Raw genomic sequence first — 20,166 nt, 5'->3', positions numbered from 1 at the left:
CGCCGGTGCGAGCGGGCCGGACAGTCATGGAGCGGGAGTACAAGACGTGAGCGAGTCAGGGAGTGGATCGGCGGGCACCGAGCCCCCCGGCACCGTGATCGGCGGGTACGTGGTCGAGCGCCTACTGGGCGCGGGCGGCATGGGCGCGGTGTACGCGGCCCGGCACCCGCGACTGCCGCGCGTGGACGCGCTCAAGGTGCTGCCCGCCGCCTTCTCCGACGATCCGGTCTACCGCGCGCGCTTCGAGCGCGAGGCCGACATGGCCGCCGGCCTCGACCATCCGAACATCGTGCCCGTCTACGACCGCGGCAACGACGAGGGCCGGCTGTGGATGTCGATGAAGCTGGTCCCCGGCCAGGACGCGTCGGGGCTCCTCGCGAGCAATCCGCGCGGCCTTCCCGTCGACCAGGTCCTCACGATCGTCGACGGGGTCGCCGCGGCGCTGGACTACGCGCACGACGCCGGGCTGCTGCACCGGGACGTCAAGCCGGGCAACATCATGATCGACACGACCGGTGCGACGCCGCGGATCATGCTCGGCGACTTCGGCATCGCGCGGCAGCAGCAGGAGCACAGCGACCTCACGCAGGTGGGGATGGTCGTCGGCACCCTCGACTACGCCTCCCCCGAGCAGCTCGCCGGGGATCCGGTGGACGGCCGCAGCGACGAGTACAGCCTGGCCGGGACGACGGTGCAGCTGCTGACGGGCGCCAAACCCTACGGCGTCAGCAGCGGCACCGCGGTGATCCGCGACCACCTCATGGCGCCGCCGCCCGTGCCCTCGCGGTTGCGCCCGGAGCTACCGCCCGCCATCGACGCCGTGATCGCCCGCGCGATGGCGAAGCAGCCGCAGCAACGGTTCGCCACGTGCCGCGAGTTCGCGCACGCGCTGCGCGCCGCCGCGTACGGCACCTACGCGCAGGGGCAGGCACCGTCGAACCCGCACCGGGTGCCGACGCCCCCGCCGGGCCCCGCGCTCCGTCCCCCGACGCCCCCGCAGACGGCCCAGCTCTTCCAGGGCGCACCGTCGCAGCCCTTCCAGCGCCCGTCCGGCCCGATCCCGGGCCCCGTGCCGCAGGGCAACGGCACCTGGCAGGGTGCGCCCGTCGGGCTGGCCGCGCAGGGGCAGCAGCAGGCCGGTTCGGGTCCCAAGCGCGGCGTCCTCATCGGCGCGGTGGCGGCGGTCGCGGTCGTGGCGGTGGCGGGGATCTCCGTACTGGCGCTGCGCCTGTCCGGATCCGACGACGCCGCGGTGGCAGCGCCGAGCAGTTCGAGCAGCGCCGCCCCGGTCTCCACCACCACGCCCGTGCCCGTGAACAACACCTCCACGCTGCGCGACGGCTACATCGACCCGTGCCGCCTGCCCGCGGCCACGATCTCGACGCTGGGCATCAGCGCGCTCGTCGACGATCCCGGTCAGCGCTCCGCCACCGGCGTGAAGTTCGCGTGCAAGGGCTCGGACTCGAAGGCGAGCAACGCCGACGTGCGGTTCGCGACCTTCACCGACTCGAACGCGTGGGAGTCCGGCACGCCGGTCACGGTGCCCGGCACCACCAAGTGGCGCACGTTCACCGTGCCGAGCATCAACACGAGCACGCCCGACTACTGCGTGACCGCCTACAAGTCCCTGACCAACGGCGTGCTGTACGTGGGCCTGCAGAAGGTCGGCAACCGGGACTGCAGCCGCGGTACGGAGATCGCCACCGCGATCACGCCCTACCTGCCCCAATAGGATGCCCGGGCACCGTCGGCCCGCCCGACGGTGCCGCCGCTCCCGCAGTGCGGCGGCGCTCGCGCGGGTGTTGCCGGCTCCACAGTGGGTTTCCGACGCGTCGTCTCCGTTCCCGCGGGTGTTTCTCGCCGATCATCGGGTTGCAACCCGGGTGTTTGTGAGAACTCCCCGCGGGAAGGTGCATCGGTGGCCGTGCCGGCTCCCCTGAACGCACGACGGCGCCCCACTCCAGCGGAGTGGGGCGCCGTTCGCGTCCTGACGGGCGGGCGATCAGTCGTTGTCGGCGAAGCCGCTGTTCTTCTGCACCGTCATGAGGAACTCGATGTTGTTCTGCGTCTTCTTGAGCTGGCTGATCAACAGGTCGATGGCCTGCTGGCCGTCGAGCGCGGCGAGCAGCCGGCGCAGCTTGTTGACCACGGCCGCCTCGTCGGGGGCCATGATGAGCTCGTCCTTACGGGTGTTCGACGCCGCGACGTCGACGGCCGGGAAGACGCGCCGCTCCGAGATCTTGCGATCGAGCTTGAGCTCGGCGTTGCCGGTGCCCTTGAACTCCTCGAAGATCACGGTGTCGCCGGTGGAACCGGTCTCGACCAGCGCGGTGGCGATGATCGTCAGCGAGCCGCCGTTCTCGATGTTGCGCGCCGCGCCGAGGAACCGCTTCGGCGGGTACAGGGCCGTCGAATCGATACCGCCCGAGAGGATGCGGCCCGACGCGGGGCTCGAGTTGTTGTAGGCGCGACCGAGGCGGGTGATCGAGTCGAGCAGCACGACCACGTCCTTGCCGCCCTCGACGAGGCGCTTGGCGCGCTCGATGGCGAGCTCGGCGACCGAGGTGTGGTCTGACGGGGGCCGGTCGAAGGTGGAGCTGATGACCTCGCCGCGCACGCTGCGCTGCATGTCGGTGACCTCTTCGGGACGCTCGTCCACCAGCACGACCATGAGGTAGCACTCGGGGTTGTTGGTGGCGATCGCGTTCGCGATGTCCTGCAGCACCGTGGTCTTACCGGCCTTCGGCGGGGCTGAGATCAGCGCGCGCTGGCCCTTGCCGATGGGCATGATCAGATCGATGACGCGGGTGGTGAGGATGTTCTGCGCGGTCTCGAGGCGCAACCGCTGGTTCGGGTAGAGCGGCGTGAGCTTGTTGAACTCGGGCCGGTTCTTCGCCGAATCGACGTCCTGACCGTTGACGCTGTCCAGGCGCACCAGCGGGTTGAACTTCTGTCGGTTGTTCTGGTTACCGCGGCCACCGCCGCCGCCACCCTGGTTGCCGCCGCCGTCGTTGTTGTTGCTCTCGCCCTCGCGGGGCATCTTCACGGCGCCGGTGATCGCATCGCCGCGGCGCAGGCCGTTGCGGCGGATCATGTTCATCGACACGTAGACGTCGTTCGGCCCGGCGATGTAGCCGGACGTGCGCACGAAGGCGTAGTTGTCGAGCACGTCCAGGATGCCGGCCACGGGCTGCAGGACGTCGTCCTCGCTGACCTGCGGCTCACCGTCGTTCTGGCCCCGGTCACGACCGCGGCGACGCTCGCGGAAGCGGCGCCCACGGCGCCCGGTCCCGTCGCCGTCGTCCTCCGGGCCGTTGTTCTGGTTCCGGTTGCCCTGGTTGTTGCCCTGGCCACCCTGGTTGTTGCCCTGGTTCCGCTGGCGGTTCTCGCCCTGCTGCCGGTCGCCCTGCTGGCGGTCCTGGCGGTTCTCGCCCTGCTGACGGTCACCCTGCTGGCGGTTCTCGCCGTCCTGGTTCTGGTTGCGGCGCTGGTTGCGCTCGCGGCGCTGGCCGCCCTCGCGCTGCTGGCCCTGCTCCCCGTCGTTCTTCGGGGCATCGCCCTGGGGCGCGTCCTTCTTCGGGGCGTCCGACGGTGCCCGGTCCGCCTGGGGCGCCTCCGCCTTGTCGGCGTCCGCCTTGGGGGCGTCGTTCTTCGGCGTCTCGGCCTTCGGGGTGTCGTTCTTCGGCGTCTCGGCCTTGGGCGCGTCGGCCTTCGGGGCGTCGGTCTTGGGAGCGTCGGCCTTCGGGGCGTCGGCCTTCGGGGCGTCGGCCTTCGACGCGGCCTTGGTGGTCTTCGCCGCGGACTTGGCCGGTGCGGCCCCGCCGCCCTGCTGGGCCGTGATGGCGGCGATCAGATCTCCCTTGCGCAGGCCGGAGATGCCCTTGATCCCCAGCTCGCTCGCGATGCCGCGGAGCTCGGCCAGCACCATGCCGTTCAGGCCGGAGCGGCGCCGCTCGTCGGCGCGCGCGGAGCTGACCGTGGCGGTGCCCGCCTCCGGGCTGGTGGTCACGTCCGTTTCAGTCACGGAGTTCCTTTCACTTCCCCGCCCGCGCTGTGCGTCGGAGGGGGCCTACCGTGCTTCGCCGGGCCCACCTGCGTTGGTACACAGGCGTTTTCCGCGGGGCGACGCACGTCATCTGAAGGTGCTTGTCTGCGCTTCGGCTGCCGGAACCGCGATGTGGGGCGGGGATGGTGTCTCTCGGCCTGGAGCGGGTACCGGCGCGCCAACACGTCCGGGACTGGTCGTCAGACATGAGGTGGCAAGGTGCCGAAACAGCGTCCGCGCATTCGTCGGACACGTCTGCCATGATAGCCGCCCTGTCAACGCCCGGCAATCACTGGTTCCCGGCGAGTCCCGGTCAGGACCTGGACACCCCGTCGGCGATCGCGAGTTCGTGGACGGTGAAGCCCGCCTCCGTCGCTGCGTCCGACAGCCTCGTGGGCAGGACCTGCGGGGTCAGCGCGAGCACCGTCGGGCCCGCTCCGGAGACGGCCGCGGCGACGCCGGCGGCGCGCAGCCGCTCGACGAGTCCCGCCGACTCCTTCATCGACGCCGCGCGGTACCGCTGGTGCAGCCGGTCGTCGGAGGCGTCGAGCAGCAGGTCGGGGTGCTCGGTCAGCGCGAGCACCATGAGCGCGGCGCGGGAGGCGTTGAACGCGGCGTCGGCGTGCGGCACCAGCCGCGGCAGGAGACCCCGGGTGACCGAGGTCGAGGACTGCACGTCCGGCACGAACACGTACGCCCGGATGTCGGGGTGCACGTCCATCCGTCGGGCCCCGTAGTGCACGGGGGCCGACGGTGCCGCACTCGCCGCGGCGTGATCGCGGTAGCCGGCCACGTCGGGCACCGGGATCGCCGGCACCGTCCAGGAGACGACGCCGCCGCCGAGGACGCAGGCGGAGGCGTTGTCGGGGTGCCCTTCGAACTCGGAGGCGAGCTGCACCATCTCGTCGGTGGTGAGGGCGCGGGGCGCGTCGGCGTCGGTCGCCAGCGCCGCGGCGGCCGCGATCCCGGCGACGGCGGCGGCGGCCGAAGAGCCCAGTCCGCGCGAATGCGGAATCCGGTTCACGCAGGTCAGGCGCAGCCCCGCGGCGGAGACACCGAGGTATCCCAGGGTGCGGCGGAGCGCGACCACCACGAGGTGACGGTCGTCGGTGGGCACCTCATCGGCGCCCTCCCCCGTGATCGTGATCGTCAGGTCGCCGTCGACCTCGGGGTCGACGGTCTCGACGGTGACGTCGTCGTAGAGCCCCAGCGCCAGGCCGAGGGTGTCGAACCCCGGGCCGAGGTTGGCACTGGACGCGGGGACCGTCACGGTGGCCTTGAGGCCGACCGGGAGCACGAGCGGGGCGTTCGAAGCGGGTGACACGGCCGCGCTTACTCCGTCAGACCCATGGCGGCGGCCACGGCGACGGGGTCGATGCCCACGCGGGCGATCTCGGGCAGGCTGCTCAGCGCGGTGTCGGGGTCCTTGAGACCGTTGCCCGTCACGGTGCAGACCACGGTCGAGCCCTTCTCGATCCAGCCGTCCGCGCTGGCGGCGAGCAGGCCCGCCACGGATGCGGCGGACGCGGGCTCGACGAAGACGCCCTCCGTCTTGGCGACCAGACGGTACGCCTCGAGCAGCTTCTCGTCGGTGGCGGCGCGGAACTCGCCGTTCGACTCGTCCTTGGCGGCGACGGCCTGGTTCCAGGACGCCGGGCTGCCGATGCGGATCGCGGTCGCGATGGTCTCGGGATCCTTGACCGGGGCCCCGTTGACCAGCGGCGCGGCGCCCGCGGCCTGCACGCCGAGCATGCGCGGCAGGCTGCCGATGATGCCGTCGGCGTGGTATTCGCGGTAGCCGCGCCAGTACGCGGTGATGTTGCCGGCGTTGCCCACGGGCAGCGCGTGCACGTCGGGGGCCTTGCCGAGCGCGTCGACGATCTCGAAGGCTGCGGTCTTCTGCCCCTCGATGCGCACCGGGTTGACCGAATTCACCAGGGAGATGGTGTCGAACGTGGCGGTGGTCTTGCGCGCCAGCTCGAGGCAGTCGTCGAAGTTGCCGTCGACCTCGATGATCCGCGCGCCGTACATGACGGCCTGGGCGAGCTTGCCCATCGCGATCTTCCCCGCGGGCACGAGGACGGCGCATTCGAGGCCGGCGATCGCGGCGTACGCGGCGGCCGACGCCGAGGTGTTGCCGGTGGACGCGCACAGCACGCCCTTCTTGCCGGTGGCCTTCGCCTCGGTCACGGCCATCGTCATGCCGCGATCCTTGAACGAGCCGGTGGGGTTCAGGCCCTCCACCTTGAGGTACACCTCGCAGCCGGTGAGCTCCGAGAGCGCCCGCGCGGGCAGCAGCGGGGTCGCTCCCTCGCGCAGGGTGACGGGCTCCCAGCCCGGCTCCCACGTGTCGCACACGGGCAGACGGTTCCGGTACGCCTGGATCAGGCCGGGCCAGGGCTGGTGCACGGGGGTGCTAGTCATTGGTTCCCTCCACACGGAGCACGGAGGACACGGCGGTCACCACGTCCAGGTTCTTCAGGGCTTCGACGGTGGCCGACAGGGCCGCGTCCGGCGCCTGGTGCGTGAGGATCACCAGACGCGCGCCGCGCTCGGGGGTGTCGGCCTGCTGACGGACGGTGCTGATGGACACGTCCCGCGCAGTGAACTCGTTGGCGACCGCGCTGAGCACACCCGGCCGGTCCGCGACCTCCATCGCCACGTAGTAGCGGGTGAGCACCTCGCCGATCGGCGCGATGGGCAGCTTGGCGTAGGCCGAGTCGCGCGGTCCGCGGCCGGAGACGACCTTGTTGCGGGCAGCGGCGACGAGGTCGCCCATCACCGCGGAGGCGGTCGGGGCGCCGCCCGCTCCGGCGCCGTAGAACATCAGGCGGCCCGCGTTCTCGGCCTCCACGAAGACGGCGTTGTAGGCCCCGTCGACGCTCGCGAGCGGATGCTTGAGGGGCACCAGGGCCGGGTACACGCGGGCCGAGACCCGCTGGGAGCCCTTCTTGTCGGTGAACTTCTCGCAGATCGCGAGCAGCTTGATGGTGCAGTCGAAGGCCTTCGCCGCCTCGATGTCGGCCGCGGTGACGCCCGTGATGCCCTCGCGGTACACGTCGTCGGCCTTGACGCGGGTGTGGAACGCGATGGAGGCGAGGATCGCGGCCTTGGACGCGGCGTCGTAGCCCTCGACGTCGGCGGTCGGGTCGGCCTCGGCGTAGCCCAGGCGGCCGGCCTCGGCGAGCACCGTCTCGTACGCCTCGCCCTTCTCCGCCATGTTGGAGAGGATGAAGTTGGTGGTGCCGTTGACGATTCCGGCCACGAGCTCCACCGAGTCACCGGCCAGGGACTGCTGCAGCGGGCGGATCACCGGGATCGCGCCGGCCACCGCGGCTTCGAAGTAGAGGTCGGCGCGGGCCTTGTTGGCGGCGTCGGCGAGCTGGCCGGTGTACTCCGCGAGCAGCGCCTTGTTGGCGGTGACCACGGACTTGCCGGCCTTGAACGCGCTGAGCATCAGCGTGCGGGTGGGCTCGATGCCGCCCATCACCTCGACCACGATGTCGACGTCGTCACGGCCGACGAGGGCCTCCGCGTCGTCGGTGAGCAGGCTCTTCTTCAGGCCGAGTTCCTTGAGGCCGCGGTCCTTGCCGGTGTCGCGCACCGCGATCCCGCGGATCACGAGGTTCGCGCCGACGCGTGCCGCGAGATCGTCCGCGTTCTCCACGAGGATGCGCGCCACCTCGGTGCCCACCGTGCCCATGCCGAGCAGGGCGACGCCCAGTTCCTTGGCCTGATCAGTGTTTTCAGTCATCAGAGCACCTCCAGGCTCACCAGGTCGTCCACGGTCTCCCGGCGCAGGATCAACCGCGCCGCGCCGTCTTTCACCGCCACGACAGCCGGTCGCGGCTGCATGTTGTAGCGGCTGGACATCGAATAGCAGTACGCCCCCGTGGCGGCGACGGCCATGAGGTCGCCCTCCGCCAGATCGCCGGGAGTGAGCGTGTCGCGGACCACGATGTCGCCGGTCTCGCAGTGCTTGCCGACGATCCGCGACCGCACGGGCTCACCCTGCGGATCCCGGCTCGCGACCACGGCGGTGTACTCCGCGCCGTACAGGGCGGTGCGGATGTTGTCGGACATGCCGCCGTCGACGGAGACGTAGCGGCGGAAGCCCTGCGCCGCCACGTCCTCGGCATCCACCGCGACGTCCTTGATCGTGCCGACCTCGTAGAGCGTGATGCCGGGAGGCCCGGCGATCGCACGGCCGGGCTCGACCGCGATGTGCGGGGTCTTCAGTCCCAGCGCGACCGACTCGGTCTCGACGATGTGTCGTAGCTTGGCCGCGAGGTCCGCCAGCGGCGGCGGGTCGTCGTGCGCGGTGTACGAGATGCCCAGGCCGCCACCGAGGTCGATGGTGCTCAGCTGCGCGGTCTTCTCCGCGCCGAAGCGGGCGACCACGTCGCGCAGCAGCTCGAGCACGCGGCGCGCGGCGATCTCGAAGCCGTTGACGTCGAAGATCTGCGAGCCGATGTGGCTGTGCAGGCCCACGAGGCGCAGGTTCGGCGCCTCGAACACGGCCGTGACGGCCTGCATCGCAGGCGAGTCCGCTCCGCTGGTCGCGGCCAGCGAGAAGCCGAACTTCTGGTCCTCGTGCGCGGTGGAGATGAACTCGTGCGTGTGCGCCTCGACACCGGGGGTGAGCCGGATCAGCACCTCCTGCACGACCTTCCGCTCCCCCGCGATCGCATCGAGGCGCGCGATCTCGGACAGCGAGTCGATGACGACGTGGCCGATACGGGACTCCACCGCGATGCCCAGCTCGGCGGCGGACTTGTTGTTGCCGTGCAGCGCGATCCGCTCTGCGGGGAAGCCCGCGCGCAGGGCCACTGCCAGCTCGCCGCCGCTGCACACGTCCAGGTTCAGGCCCTCATCGCGCACCCAGCGCGCGATCTCGAGGGACAGGAACGCCTTCGACGCGTAGTGCACCGCGGCGTCCTCGCCGAAGGCCTCCCGCATACCGCGGCACCGCGCCCGGAAGTCGTCCTCGTCGATCACCAGCAGCGGCGTTCCGAAGTCGGCGGCGAGCTCGGTGGCGGACACGCCGGCGACGGAGACGGCACCGTCGGCCTCCCTCCGGGCGTGCGCGGGCCAGACGGCCCGATCCAGTTCGCTCACGACGTCCTCACATCCGGTCCGGGGCCGAGACGCCCACGAGGGCCAGGCCGTTGGCGAGCACCTGGCGGGTGGCGGCGCACAGCGCCACGCGGGCACGATGCAGATCGGTCGGCTGCTCGTCGCCCATCGGTAGCACGCGGCACTCGCCGTAGAACCGGTGGTAGGCCCCCGCCAGTTCCTCGAGGTAGCGAGCGATGCGGTGCGGCTCACGGAGATTCGCGGCGCCTGCGGCCACGGCGGGGAACTCCCCGAGGGTGCGCACGAGGTCGCCCTCGCGCGCGTGGTCGAGGAGTCCGAGGTGCTCCGTCGAGGGCTCGATGCCGAGCTCCTGGGCCGACCGCGCGATCGCCGAGAGGCGGGCGTGGGCGTACTGCACGTAGTAGACCGGATTCTCGTTGCTCGCCTGCGCGAGGAGGTCGAGGTCGAGATCGATGGAGGTGTCCACCGAGCTGCGCACCAGCGAGTAGCGCGCGGCGTCGACGCCCACGGCCTCGACGAGGTCGTCCAGGGTGATGACGGTGCCGGCCCGCTTGCTCATCCGGACGGGCTTGCCGTCCTTGACGAGGTTGACCAGCTGCCCGATGAGGACCTCGATCTGCGCCGGGTCGTAGCCCAGCGCCGCGGCGGCCGCCTTGAGTCGACCGATGTAGCCGTGGTGGTCGGCGCCCAGCATGTAGATCGCGAGGTTGAAACCGCGATCGAACTTGTGCTTGATGTAGGCGATGTCGCCCGCGATGTAGGCGGCGTTGCCGTCGGACTTGATGACGACGCGATCCTTGTCGTCGCCGTAGTCGGTGGCCTTGAGCCACCAGGCGCCGTCCTTCTCGTACAGGTTGCCGTTGTCCTTGAGCTGCTGGACGCTGCTCTCCACCAGGCCCGAGGTGAACATCTCGTCCTCATGGGTGAACACGGCGAAGTCGGTGCCGAACTCGTGCAGGGTCCGCTTGATGTGCTCGAACATGAGCTCGACACCGTCGGCCCGGAAGGCCTCGACCCGGTCGGCCTCCGGGAGCTCGAGGATGCCCTCGTGGCCCTTGACGACGGTGGCCGCGATGTCGTCGATGTAGTCGCCGGCGTAGCCGTCCTCGGGGGTGGGCTGGCCCAGGGCGGCGGCGTCCAGCGAGCGCGCGAACCGGTCGATCTGCGCGCCGTGGTCGTTGAAGTAGTACTCGCGGGTGACCTCGGCGCCCTGATTCTCGAGGACGCGACCGAGGCTGTCGCCGACCGCGGCCCAGCGCGCGCCGCCCAGGTGGACGGGCCCCGTCGGGTTGGCGGAGACGAACTCGAGGTTGATCAGCGCACCGTCGAGCGCGGTCCCGTGCCCGAACACACCGGCCTGCTCGAGGACGGTCGCGATCAGCTGGTTCTGCGCGTCCGCGGCGAGGCGGATGTTGAGGAAGCCGGGTCCGGCGACGGTGGCCTCGTCGACGCCGTCGGCGGCACCGAGCGCCTCGGCGAGCCAGGTCGCGAGGTCGCGCGGGTTCACGCCCGCCTTCTTGGCGACCTGCATCGCGAGGTTGGTCGCGTAGTCGCCGTGCTCGGGGTTGCGCGGCCGCTCGACGAGAACGCGTTCGGGCAGCACGGAGGCGTCGAGGCCGCGCTCGGTGAGCACGGTCGTCGCGGTGGCATGCAGGAGTTCCGAAAGGTCAGCGGGAGTCACCAGACCATCCTAGGGGGCGCCTGACCGCCCGGTTTCCGCCGGGCCCGCCCTATGCGCTAACCTTGCTACGCCCTGCGCCCCCGTAGCTCAGGGGATAGAGCGTTCGCCTCCGGAGCGAAAGGCCGCAGGTTCGAATCCTGCCGGGGGCACTCTCTCTTCTGCCTCATATCAGCAAGCGAATGTGTCCTTGTACACCAAGCATTTCGATGTGTAGCCGCCGTTACCTCGCGTGACGTCCTTCTCCTTCACGTCCGCCCACGGTTGCCAGATCATCAGCCCCAGCAGAATCATGCAGGTGCCGACGATCCAGGCCGCGGATCGGATGGATCTGGCCAGCGCCAGCGCGTGCAGATCGGTCATGCTCGGGAACGATAACAGCAGTCAGCACCAATAATGATGTTATCTTTCCCATCATGAATACCGCGCCGCGATGGCTGGCAGCCGGGCTCGTAGCCATCGCTGCGGCCTCGGGATGTGCGGCCGGCGACGAGGGGCCGGTGACGTACGGGCCGACGCTGCTGCCGTCGCCGCCGTCATCCTCTCCCGCCGCCTCGCTCCCTCCTGGCCTCACCCGCCTCACGACGGCGACCTACGGAATGATCGTCCAGCCCGCGGGTTCAGCGGCGATGTGCCAGCTCGGCGCCATCCTCGCGCGAGGAAATGGCGCTGATCAGGTCCGCTACGCCGTCGTGGGCAAGGACTGCGCGGCGCCGGTCGGAACCCGGATCCAGGACGTGGATCACAAGGAGGACACGCTCGGAACCGTCGCAGCCACCGTCACGGGGAAGGACGGTGCCTGGTCGGCGGTGGCGGTGCGCCTCGACGACGGCGCCGGCTTCATGTTGATGAGCCCGCCCGCCGTGGTCCGGTCCGGTGACGACGTGGGTGTCCACAACACCGGCGAGACATTCCGCGTATCGATCGATGCACGCGGACTCCTTCTGCTCGACGGATTCTCCTCGCCGTTCGGACGTTCGGGCGCATCCGTCTTCAGCACCAAGGGGCGCCTCGTCGGGATCTCAGCGGGCACCGGATCGCTCGCGGTCCCGATCGCCGAGCTGATACGAACCTTCGCGGCCATGCCGGGATTCGACGGCGTCAGGCTGCTGTGACGACGTCGATGAGTACCGCAGCCGGCAGCCGGACACTCGCAATGAACCACCCCCATCGCGTGGACCGCACGTGCTGAACCGACAGATCTTCGAGGACCCACCGCGCCCGCTCACGGAGCGACAGGAGTGGGACGCGCGGTACGAGGCTCGGCGCGCTGCGCGCGAGTCCCGCAACTCGCTCCGCACCGCACGGGGGCAGTACCGCCGGTACCGGCGCAAACTCGGTGCAACCCCCTACCTGGACTGGGCGCGCTGGAATGCGGAGTACGACAGGACCTATCGGACATCCGGCACCCGGATCCGGCCGGTGGAGGGTGGTCCTCCGACCGGGGTCTCCTGACGGGGCGACACCTCGGTGGTGGAATGGGTAGGTGAGCGAACCGGTTCCCGATCCCCTGCCCCGCGTCGCGCGCGTGCGCTCGCTCGTCTTCGCCGACGGTGCGCCCGTCTGGCGATGGCAGGCGGGGCTGCGGGCCGCGGCGGCGGTCGTGATCCCGGGCGCCGCGATGGTCGCGGCGGGACAGGCGCACGCGGCACTGTTCGTGACCTTCGGGGCGTTCGCTGTGCTCTACGGCGAGGGACGGCCGTACCGGATCCGGGCGCAGGTGGTCGCCACGGCGGGTGCGGCGTTGCTGCTCGCGGTCGTCATCGGCGCGCTGATCGGCGCCGCGGTGCCGGCGGGCGGGACGGCGCTCAAGATCGGCGCGGTGCTCCTGGTCGCGGCGCCCGCGGTGCTCGCCGTGTACGTCGTCGACGCGCTGCGCCTCGGGCCGCCCGGCGCGCTGTTCTTCGCCCTCGTCGGCTCCGGCGGGCTGATCGCGGTGGAGTCGGGCGCATCACCCGGGATGCTCGTGTTCGCGGCCGCATGCGGCGCCGTCTCGGCGGTCGTCGTGTCCATGGCGGGCGCCACCGTCGACTCGTCCCGCCCGCAGCGCGAGGCGGTCGGCCGCGCGATCGGTGCCGTGAACGGCCTTCTCGCGCCGGACGGTCCGCGATCCGCGGAGCAACGGCACGCCGCGGGCGCCGCACTCCTCGCCGCCTGGACCACTCTCGACGACGCCCGCTCGGCATCCCGCCCCGCCGACGCGGACCTGCTGATCGCGTTGCGGGAGGCCAATCGCCGCTTCGCCGCCGACTCGGACGACTCCCCCGACGCCGAGGTCGATCCCACGCGGCAGATCACCACGTCGCGGCTGCGACCGGCGGTCGGGCACCGGCTGCGCCGTTCACTGAACCGCTGCTCGCACGCGACGATCACCGCCACTCGCGTCGGGATCGCCTGCGTCGCAGCGGGCGCGGTGAGCATCGCACTCGGTTTCGATCGACCGCACTGGGCGGCGATCGGCGCACTCGTGGTGTTGCAGACCGGGTTCGACCGCGTCCGAGGAACCGTGCGGGCACTGCACCGGTTCCTGGGGACCGCCGTCGGCCTGATGCTGTTCGCGGGCCTGCACGCGCTGTCGCCGCAGGGGTACGCGCTCATCGCGGTGATCGGCGTGCTGCAGTTCAGTATTGAGATGCTCATCGTCCGGAACTACGCCGCCGCGGTCGTCGTGATCACGCCCGTCGCGCTGATGGCGAGCGGCGCCGGCGCCGTCACCGGTTCTGCGGGTCCGGTGATGCGGGATCGCCTGCTCGAGACCGTCGTCGGCGTGATCGTGGCGCTCGTGGTGATGTACCTACTAGCGCCGAACGCCCACCGTCGGACGTTCGCCTGGACCGAACGGCGAGTCCGGGACGCAGCGCTGCACCTCATCGACGTCGCGACCGCGATGCCCGTCGGCGCTGCGGAGGCCCGAGCAGCTGCACGGGATCTGCACTTCGAGCTGGAGGGCGGCGTGCGCGCGGGCATCGACTCGATGCACAACGAACCCGCGTGGACCGCGGAACGGTGGCCCGACCGAGCGGCCCTGGTCCACGACGGCTACGACCTCGCCTCCGCGTTCTGGACCACCCCGCCCGAGCTGCCCCTCGGTGACACGAGCTCCCTGCGTCGACGTTTCGAGTAGTCGCGGTGCCCGGTAGCGGGCACGGGCGCTGAGATGTCGCTCCCTGCGGCGCCGACCCCGCGGCACGCCGGGGCCCCGCCGCAGGGAGCGACATTTCAGCGGTCCCCGGGAGTAGCGCCGCTATCGTTTCCTGGAGATCTCCATGCCGCCGTTGCCTGGCACGGTGACGGAGGTGAACGGGCCGTCGGGGTCGCGAACGAACTCGAGGTACTCGCGGTACTCCTTTGCAGCCCCGACCACGTTGTCGCACACCACGAGAGCGCCGGGTCGGAGGTGCGGCGTCACGAGACGCAGCGCGGGCAGCGCCATCGGCACCCAGATGTCGACGAGCATGAAGTCGATCGGCCCGGTCAGATCGACGAGGGTCTCGCGCAGGTCGCCCTCGCGGATCTCGACGAACTCCTCGACGCCGGCCTCGCGCAGATTCCGCAGTGCGCGCTGCACCTTCGCCGGCTCGTGCTCGGTACCGATGACGAGCCCTTCACCGCCGTCATCGCGCTCGGCGAGGTTGTCACGGACCGCGGCTGCCAGGTAGATCGTCGACACCCCGAAGGACGTGCCCGCCTCCACGATCCGCGTCGCACCGATCGAGCGGCACAGCATGTGGATCAGCGCCGCCTTCGCCGGTGCGATCGCGACGAGCTTGTCGGCGACGAACCGCTTCCCCTCCTCGCCCTGGGTGAAGTCCGCGGTCCGATCCCGCAGCAGCGAGACCGCCATGCGCCCCGCGATCGCCGGCACGTTCGCGACGAGCTGCTTCTTGCTCTGCGCGTGCAGCCGGTCGGCCACGGCGGCGGCGAGCGGATCCAGCGGCGACGGTGCGAGCTTGTCCATGTTCCGACCGTATCGAAATTAGGTCTACCTAACAACCCGTCAACGACCAGGCCGCAGTGATCGTGTGATCATGAACATGTGAATGCCGATAGCACCGGAAGGAGTCCCGGCGGTACGACGCTGCGCGTACGGGACGACGGGGTGCCGCAGTGATCCGGGGCGATCACGACGAGGACTTCTTCGGCGACGCCGAAGCCGCCGCCGTGTACTCGGAGACGCAACGCAGGTTCACCACGCACCACCGCGCGCTGATCGAGAGCTACCGCGCTCCGGGTACACCTGCGGAGACGGCGCTGCTCGCATGCCTCCAAGCGCTCCGGGACGGCCGGATCACCGAGGAGTGGTCCGTCGGCGTGATCGACGCGGGTTCCCGGGGTGAATTGTTCTACGTCGTGTACCGCTGGTGGAGCGTGCCCCTCACACTGGGCTTCGCCACGGAGGCGACGATCTCACCGCTGTACGGCTCCCCCGACGATCCGGCCACCGTCGGCCGAGACGCCGCTGCGTTCTGCATCGGCGAACCCCTCGGGACCGTCCGCGATCACCTCGTCGGGGACGAGAACGACATCCACTGGTGGGGAACGCCGCTGCCCGCGCGATGACAGCCCTGCATGGTCCGGACCCGAGGAACCGAACCGTTCAGCGCTTCTTCGCGTAGCTGTGGAAGATCCGCGGCGCGAGCCGACGGAGCACCTCGACCAGCACGATCGCCACCCCGCCGAAGGCGAAGCCGATGCCCACCATCTCGGGGTCGCTGATGTCGAGGAAGAACTTCTCCTGTGCCAGCGGGATCGAGAACAGCACCACGTAGAAGGCCACGGACACGCCGACGAGCAGCACCTTCCACCACGTGTACGGCCGCGCCACGATCCCCAGCACCCACAACGACCCGACGAGCAGCGTGATCAGCGCCGCCGTCGACGCCTTGATCTGCTCCGGGCTCAGCGTGGCGGCCTTCGCACCGATCGAGGCCCCGGAGCCGCCCGGGTTCACCACGAGGTAGCACAGGAAGGTCGCCAGGCCGACCGCGATGCCCGACGGTGCCGCCAACTTCAGTACGCGGGAGACGAAGCCGGTCTGGGCGCGCTCGTTGTTGGGCGCCAAGGACATCACGAAGGCGGGGATACCGATGGTGAACCACGCGGCGATCGTCACGTGGATCGGCTGGAACGGGTACGAGATGGGCGCGAAGCCGAAGATCTTGGCGCCCAGGCCCGCCAGGCCCACGAGCCACGCGAGCAACACCGCGTACACGGTCTTGGTGAGGAACAGGTTCGCGACGCGCTCGATGTTGCCGATCACCCGGCGCCCCTCCCCGACGACGTACGGGAGGGTGGCGAACTTGTTGTCCAGCAGCACGATCTGCGCGACCGACCGCGCGGCGGAACTACCGGAACCCATCGCGACGCCGATGTCGGCGTCCTTGAGCGCGAGCACGTCGTTGACGCCGTCGCCGGTCATTGCAACGGTGTCGCCGCGGGACTGCAGCGCCGTGACCATGGCCCGCTTCTGGTCGGGGCGCACCCGGCCGAAGGTCACGTTATCGGTGACCACCTGCGCCAGCTCGTCGTTGTCTGCGGGCAACTTCCGGGCATCCACGGACGAGTCCGCCGAACCGAGCCCCAGCGAGTGCGCCACCGCACCGACGGAGACCGCGTTGTCGCCGGAGATCACCTTGACGGCCACACCCTGCGAGTCGAAGTAGTCGATCGTGCCCTGCGCATCGGGCCGCACCCGCTGCTCCAGCGCGATCAGCGCACGGGGCACCAGGTTCCCCGGCGCTTCGAGCCCGTCCACCTCCGTATCCACGGGCACATCGGTCGAGGCCACCAGCAGCACCCGCAGCCCCGTCGACCCGAGCTCCGTGGCGCGGCGGGCACCGTCGGACTCCGGATCGAGGAGGACGTCCGCGGCACCGAGGATCCAGTTGCCCTGCGGCGCATCGCCGTCCGCGAGGGAAATGCCGGACCACTTCTTGGCGGAGCTGAAGGGCGCGACGGCGGCGGCGCGCCAGCCCGGCGCGTCCGGGTACGCCTCGCCGATCGCCTGGACGCTGGCGTTCGGGCGGGGGTCCAGGTGGGCGATCGCGGCGAGGGCGCGCTCGATGTCGGCGCGGTCGCCGTCGAGGACGTCGAGCTCCGAGAGGCGCATGCCGTTCTCGGTGAGGGTGCCGGTCTTGTCGGCGCAGACCACGTTGACGCGGGCCAAGCCCTCGATCGCGGGCAGCTCCTGCACCAGGCACTTGCGCTGGCCGAGGCGCACGACGCCCACCGCGAACGCGATCGAGGTCATGAGGACGAGGCCCTCGGGGACCATCGGCACCAGGGCCGCGACCATGCCGAGGATCGCCTGGTTGAGCTCCTGCTTGGAGATGACCAGCTGGTTGAACACGGTGAGGATGCCGGCCGGGATCAGCAGCCAGGTGATCACCTGCAGGATCTTGTCGATGCCCGACCGGAGCTCGGAGTTGACGAGGGTGAACTTGCTGGCCTCGTCCGCGAGCTGCGCGGCGTAGGCGTCGGCGCCGACCTTCGTCGCCCGGTAGGCGCCCGAGCCCGAGACCACGAAGCTGCCGGAGAAGATCTCGTCGCCGAATTGCTTGTCGACGGGGTCCGCCTCGCCCGTGAGCAACGACTCGTCGACCTCGAGGGCCTCGAACTCGATCGTTTCGCCGTCGACGACGATCTGGTCGCCGGGGCCGATCTCGATCACGTCGTCGAGCACGACCTCGGACTGCGCGACCTCGATGGCGGCACCGTCGCGCCGCACCACCGGGTGGGCCTGCCCGACGATGGCCAGCGAGTCCAGGGTCTTCTTCGCGCGCAGCTCCTGGATGATGCCGATGCCGGAGTTGAACACGATGAGCAGGCCGAACAGCCCGTTGATCAGCGAGCCCGTGAACAGCACCAGCAGGAACAGCACACCGAGCATGGCGTTGATGCGGGTGAACACGTTGGCGCGGACGATGTCCCACGCGCTCCGGCCCGACCGGTTCGGCAGGGCGTTGACCCGGCCGTCGCGCACCCGCTCGGCGACCTGCGCGGCGGTGAGGCCCGACGCGGGAAGGCCGGATGTCGTGTCGGGTGCAGCAGTCATGCACGCGAGTGTAATGACGGCTTCGCCGGTCGGCGCTCGCTCGCCACGCTCGCTCGCCGCGCTCGGGCGGCGTCGAGGTCGTACGCTGACCGCCATGACCGCCATGACCGCCATGACCGCCATGACCGCCTTCACCGTGGCCCGATCCATCGAGATCGCCGCGCCCGCCGACACCGTCTTCGGCCTCATCGACGATTTCCACGAGTGGCGGCACTGGTCACCCTGGGAGGGCCTCGACCCCCAGCTGCACCGCGAGTACAGCGGCCCGCCCGAGGGCCCGGGCGCCGCGTACGAGTGGCGCGGGAACCGCAAGGCGGGCGAGGGCCGGATGTCCATCTCGGCGACGGAGCCCGGGCGGTCCGTGGACGTCGACCTCGAGTTCCGCAAACCGATGGCCGCGAACAACCACGTGCGCTTCGACATCGTCCCCACGGGCGACGGTGTGCGCGTCACCTGGACCATGACCGGCGTGACCACCGGGCTGTTCTCGCTCATCGGCAGGATCGTGCCGATGGACAAGTTCGCCGGCAAGGACTTCGAGAAGGGCCTCTCCGCCCTGAAGTCCCGCGCCGAGAACCGATAGCGCTGCCCGCCGGCGGGCGGCGCACCGTCGGACCTGAGAATCCGGCGAATCGCCCCCGGGCCTGCGCGGGGCCGGTCACGATGCACGTGCGTACAACGCCGTCGTCCCCGCCCGCAAGGAGGCACCATGCCCGCACGTCCCGCTGTCGACCTCGGATCCTGGATCGCGCGGCGCGCCGCGGTGAGCGGGGACCGCCCCGCGATCACCTACGGCGACGCGACGTGGAGCTACCGGGAGTTCGCCGACCGCGTCGACCGGCTGGCGGCGGAGCTCGTGGCGGGAGGCGTCGGGACCGGCGATCGCGTCGGCTACGTGGGCTTCAACCACCCCGACTTCCTCACCACGATGTTCGCCGCGTCCCGCGCGGGCGCGGTGTTCGTGCCGCTGAACTTCCGCCTCACCTCAGCTGAGCTGGAGTACATCCTCACGGACGCGGGCGTCCACACGCTGATCGCCGACGCCGACCGCGCGGCGGTCGTGGAGCCGGTCCGGGCGTCGTCCGGGCTGACGCGGGCGATCGCGCTCGAGGCCGTGGAGGGCTGGGAGCAGCTCGACGGGTTGCTCGCGGGGCGCGCGCCCATCGCCGAGCCGCAGTCGCCCGGGGAGGACGATCTCGCGCTGATCATGTACACCTCCGGCACCACGGGGCGTCCCAAGGGCGCGATGCTCACGCACGGGAACATGTTCTGGAACAACATGAACGCGCTGCTGAGCCTGGACACCGTGTCGGCGGACATCAGCCTCGTAGCGGCTCCGCTCTTCCACATCGGCGGCCTGAACGTGACCACCCTGATCACCCTGCAGAAGGGCGGGCAGCTCGTGATTCTGCCCGCCTTCGACCCCACCGCGGCACTCGCCCTCATCGAGAAGCATCGCGTCACCAGCATGTTCGGCGTCCCCGCGATGTTCCTGTTCATGAGCCAGGTGCCGAGCTTCGAGACGACCGACCTCAGCACCGTCCGCCAGTTCATCTGCGGCGGTGCGCCCGTCCCGGAGCCGCTCATCGCGCTGTACAACGGCCGGAACATCCCGTTCTGCCAGGGCTACGGGCTCACCGAGACCGCGCCGCTCGCCCTGGTCATGGACGTCTACGACACCGCCCGCAAGATCGGCGCTGCCGGCCACCACATCCTTCCCCTCTCCGAGGTCGCGCTCCTCGGGCCCGACGGTGCGCCCGTCCCCGACGGCGAGCGCGGCGAGGTCTGCGTGCGCGGGCCGCAGGTGACGCCGGGCTACTGGCAGAACCCGGCGGCGACCAGCGCCGCGATCGACGCCGACGGCTGGTTCCACACGGGCGATGTCGGCGAGCAGGACGCGGACGGCTACGTCACCGTCGTGGACCGCGTGAAGGACATGGTGATCTCCGGCGGCGAGAACGTCTACCCCGCCGAGGTCGAATCCGTGCTCTACCGGCACCCGTCGATCGCCGAGGTCGCGATCATCGGTGCGCCGCATGAGAAGTGGGGCGAAGCGGTCGTCGCGGTCGTCGCTCTCAAGCCCGAGGCCACGCTGACGCTCGAGGAGGTCCGCGAGTTCGCCAAGGACTCCCTCGCGCCGTACAAGCTGCCCCTGGCCCTGCACGTCGTGGACGCCCTACCCCGCAATCCCGCGGGCAAGGTGCTCAAGTTCAAGCTGCGCGAACAGGTCTGATCGCAGCCGCAGTGTCGGCAGTGATTCTGTCGGTTCGCGGTGTGCATGCCCGATCGCCG

16 protein-coding genes and 1 tRNA gene are annotated in these 20,166 nt (G+C 70.6%); 8 read left to right on the top strand and 9 right to left on the bottom strand.

Annotation, left to right across the window (positions count from 1 at the left end; all coding sequences use genetic code 11):
* Positions 1–46: 46 nt before the first annotated feature.
* Entirely contained in the window at positions 47–1,732 is a 1,686-nt protein-coding gene (locus AXK60_RS24950; protein WP_139058126.1) for a serine/threonine-protein kinase, read from the top strand.
* A gap of 270 nt (positions 1,733–2,002) precedes the next feature.
* Here AXK60_RS24950 and rho read toward each other — a convergent pair whose 3' ends face one another.
* The 6 genes from rho to argS form a co-directional block, all read right to left on the bottom strand.
* Positions 2,003–4,024: a transcription termination factor Rho gene (rho, locus tag AXK60_RS24945; protein ID WP_068575193.1), complete on the bottom strand. Its 2,022-nt coding sequence runs from the start codon at positions 4,022–4,024 to the stop codon at positions 2,003–2,005.
* A 334-nt stretch (positions 4,025–4,358) separates the two neighbouring features.
* On the bottom strand, positions 4,359–5,369 hold the full coding sequence (thrB, locus tag AXK60_RS24940; RefSeq protein WP_068575192.1) for a homoserine kinase: 1,011 nt from the start codon (positions 5,367–5,369) through the stop codon (positions 4,359–4,361).
* An 8-nt stretch (positions 5,370–5,377) separates the two neighbouring features.
* Positions 5,378–6,469, bottom strand: coding sequence for a threonine synthase (thrC, locus tag AXK60_RS24935; protein WP_068575191.1), 1,092 nt, complete (start codon positions 6,467–6,469; stop codon positions 5,378–5,380).
* On the bottom strand, positions 6,462–7,799 hold the full coding sequence (locus tag AXK60_RS24930) for a homoserine dehydrogenase (RefSeq protein ID WP_068575190.1): 1,338 nt from the start codon (positions 7,797–7,799) through the stop codon (positions 6,462–6,464). The genes thrC and AXK60_RS24930 overlap by 8 nt, the downstream gene beginning before the upstream one ends.
* A complete protein-coding gene (gene lysA / locus AXK60_RS24925; protein ID WP_414930017.1) occupies positions 7,799–9,259 on the bottom strand; it encodes a diaminopimelate decarboxylase in 1,461 nt (486 codons plus the stop codon). Before lysA ends, AXK60_RS24930 begins: the two co-directional genes overlap by 1 nt.
* The gene (gene argS, locus AXK60_RS24920) at positions 9,171–10,823 is read right to left on the bottom strand and encodes an arginine--tRNA ligase (protein ID WP_068575188.1); all 1,653 of its coding nucleotides are present in this window, start codon (positions 10,821–10,823) and stop codon (positions 9,171–9,173) included. Before argS ends, lysA begins: the two co-directional genes overlap by 89 nt.
* 76 nt (positions 10,824–10,899) lie before the next feature.
* Between argS and AXK60_RS24915 the strand changes: the two genes are divergently transcribed.
* Positions 10,900–10,972, top strand: a tRNA-Arg gene (locus AXK60_RS24915).
* A gap of 19 nt (positions 10,973–10,991) precedes the next feature.
* Here AXK60_RS24915 and AXK60_RS24910 read toward each other — a convergent pair.
* Positions 10,992–11,183: a hypothetical protein gene (locus AXK60_RS24910; RefSeq protein ID WP_068575187.1), complete on the bottom strand. Its 192-nt coding sequence runs from the start codon at positions 11,181–11,183 to the stop codon at positions 10,992–10,994.
* A gap of 53 nt (positions 11,184–11,236) precedes the next feature.
* Here AXK60_RS24910 and AXK60_RS24905 point away from each other — a divergent pair, with 53 nt between their 5' ends.
* The 3 genes from AXK60_RS24905 to AXK60_RS24895 all read left to right on the top strand — a co-directional run bounded on the left by AXK60_RS24905 (position 11,237) and on the right by AXK60_RS24895 (position 13,944).
* Positions 11,237–11,935 carry a hypothetical protein gene (locus tag AXK60_RS24905; protein WP_139058125.1) on the top strand — a complete coding sequence of 233 codons (699 nt, stop codon included), beginning with the start codon at positions 11,237–11,239 and terminating at the stop codon, positions 11,933–11,935.
* A gap of 70 nt (positions 11,936–12,005) precedes the next feature.
* Complete coding sequence (locus AXK60_RS27475; RefSeq protein ID WP_068575185.1) at positions 12,006–12,275, top strand: hypothetical protein; 270 nt, start codon at positions 12,006–12,008, stop codon at positions 12,273–12,275.
* 31 nt (positions 12,276–12,306) lie between these two features.
* Positions 12,307–13,944: an FUSC family protein gene (locus AXK60_RS24895; RefSeq protein WP_068575184.1), complete on the top strand. Its 1,638-nt coding sequence runs from the start codon at positions 12,307–12,309 to the stop codon at positions 13,942–13,944.
* A 120-nt stretch (positions 13,945–14,064) separates the two neighbouring features.
* On the opposite strand, the gene AXK60_RS24890 is transcribed toward AXK60_RS24895, so the two are convergent.
* On the bottom strand, positions 14,065–14,778 hold the full coding sequence (locus tag AXK60_RS24890; protein WP_068575183.1) for an O-methyltransferase: 714 nt from the start codon (positions 14,776–14,778) through the stop codon (positions 14,065–14,067).
* Positions 14,779–14,927: 149 nt separating this feature from the next.
* Here AXK60_RS24890 and AXK60_RS24885 point away from each other — a divergent pair, with 149 nt between their 5' ends.
* Positions 14,928–15,380, top strand: coding sequence for a hypothetical protein (locus AXK60_RS24885; RefSeq protein ID WP_068575182.1), 453 nt, complete (start codon positions 14,928–14,930; stop codon positions 15,378–15,380).
* 37 nt (positions 15,381–15,417) lie between these two features.
* Here AXK60_RS24885 and AXK60_RS24880 read toward each other — a convergent pair whose 3' ends face one another.
* Complete coding sequence (locus AXK60_RS24880) at positions 15,418–17,874, bottom strand: HAD-IC family P-type ATPase (protein ID WP_068575353.1); 2,457 nt, start codon at positions 17,872–17,874, stop codon at positions 15,418–15,420.
* A gap of 94 nt (positions 17,875–17,968) precedes the next feature.
* Between AXK60_RS24880 and AXK60_RS24875 the strand changes: the two genes are divergently transcribed.
* Complete coding sequence (locus AXK60_RS24875; RefSeq protein ID WP_244881172.1) at positions 17,969–18,457, top strand: SRPBCC family protein; 489 nt, start codon at positions 17,969–17,971, stop codon at positions 18,455–18,457.
* A gap of 126 nt (positions 18,458–18,583) precedes the next feature.
* A complete protein-coding gene (locus tag AXK60_RS24870) occupies positions 18,584–20,107 on the top strand; it encodes an acyl-CoA synthetase (protein ID WP_068575180.1) in 1,524 nt (507 codons plus the stop codon).
* Positions 20,108–20,166 lie beyond the last annotated feature (59 nt).

Source organism: Tsukamurella pseudospumae (genome assembly GCF_001575195.1).
GTDB lineage: Bacteria > Actinomycetota > Actinomycetes > Mycobacteriales > Mycobacteriaceae > Tsukamurella > Tsukamurella pseudospumae.
Note: the sequence above shows the minus strand (reverse complement) of the source record. Positions and strands in the feature narration are given on the sequence as shown.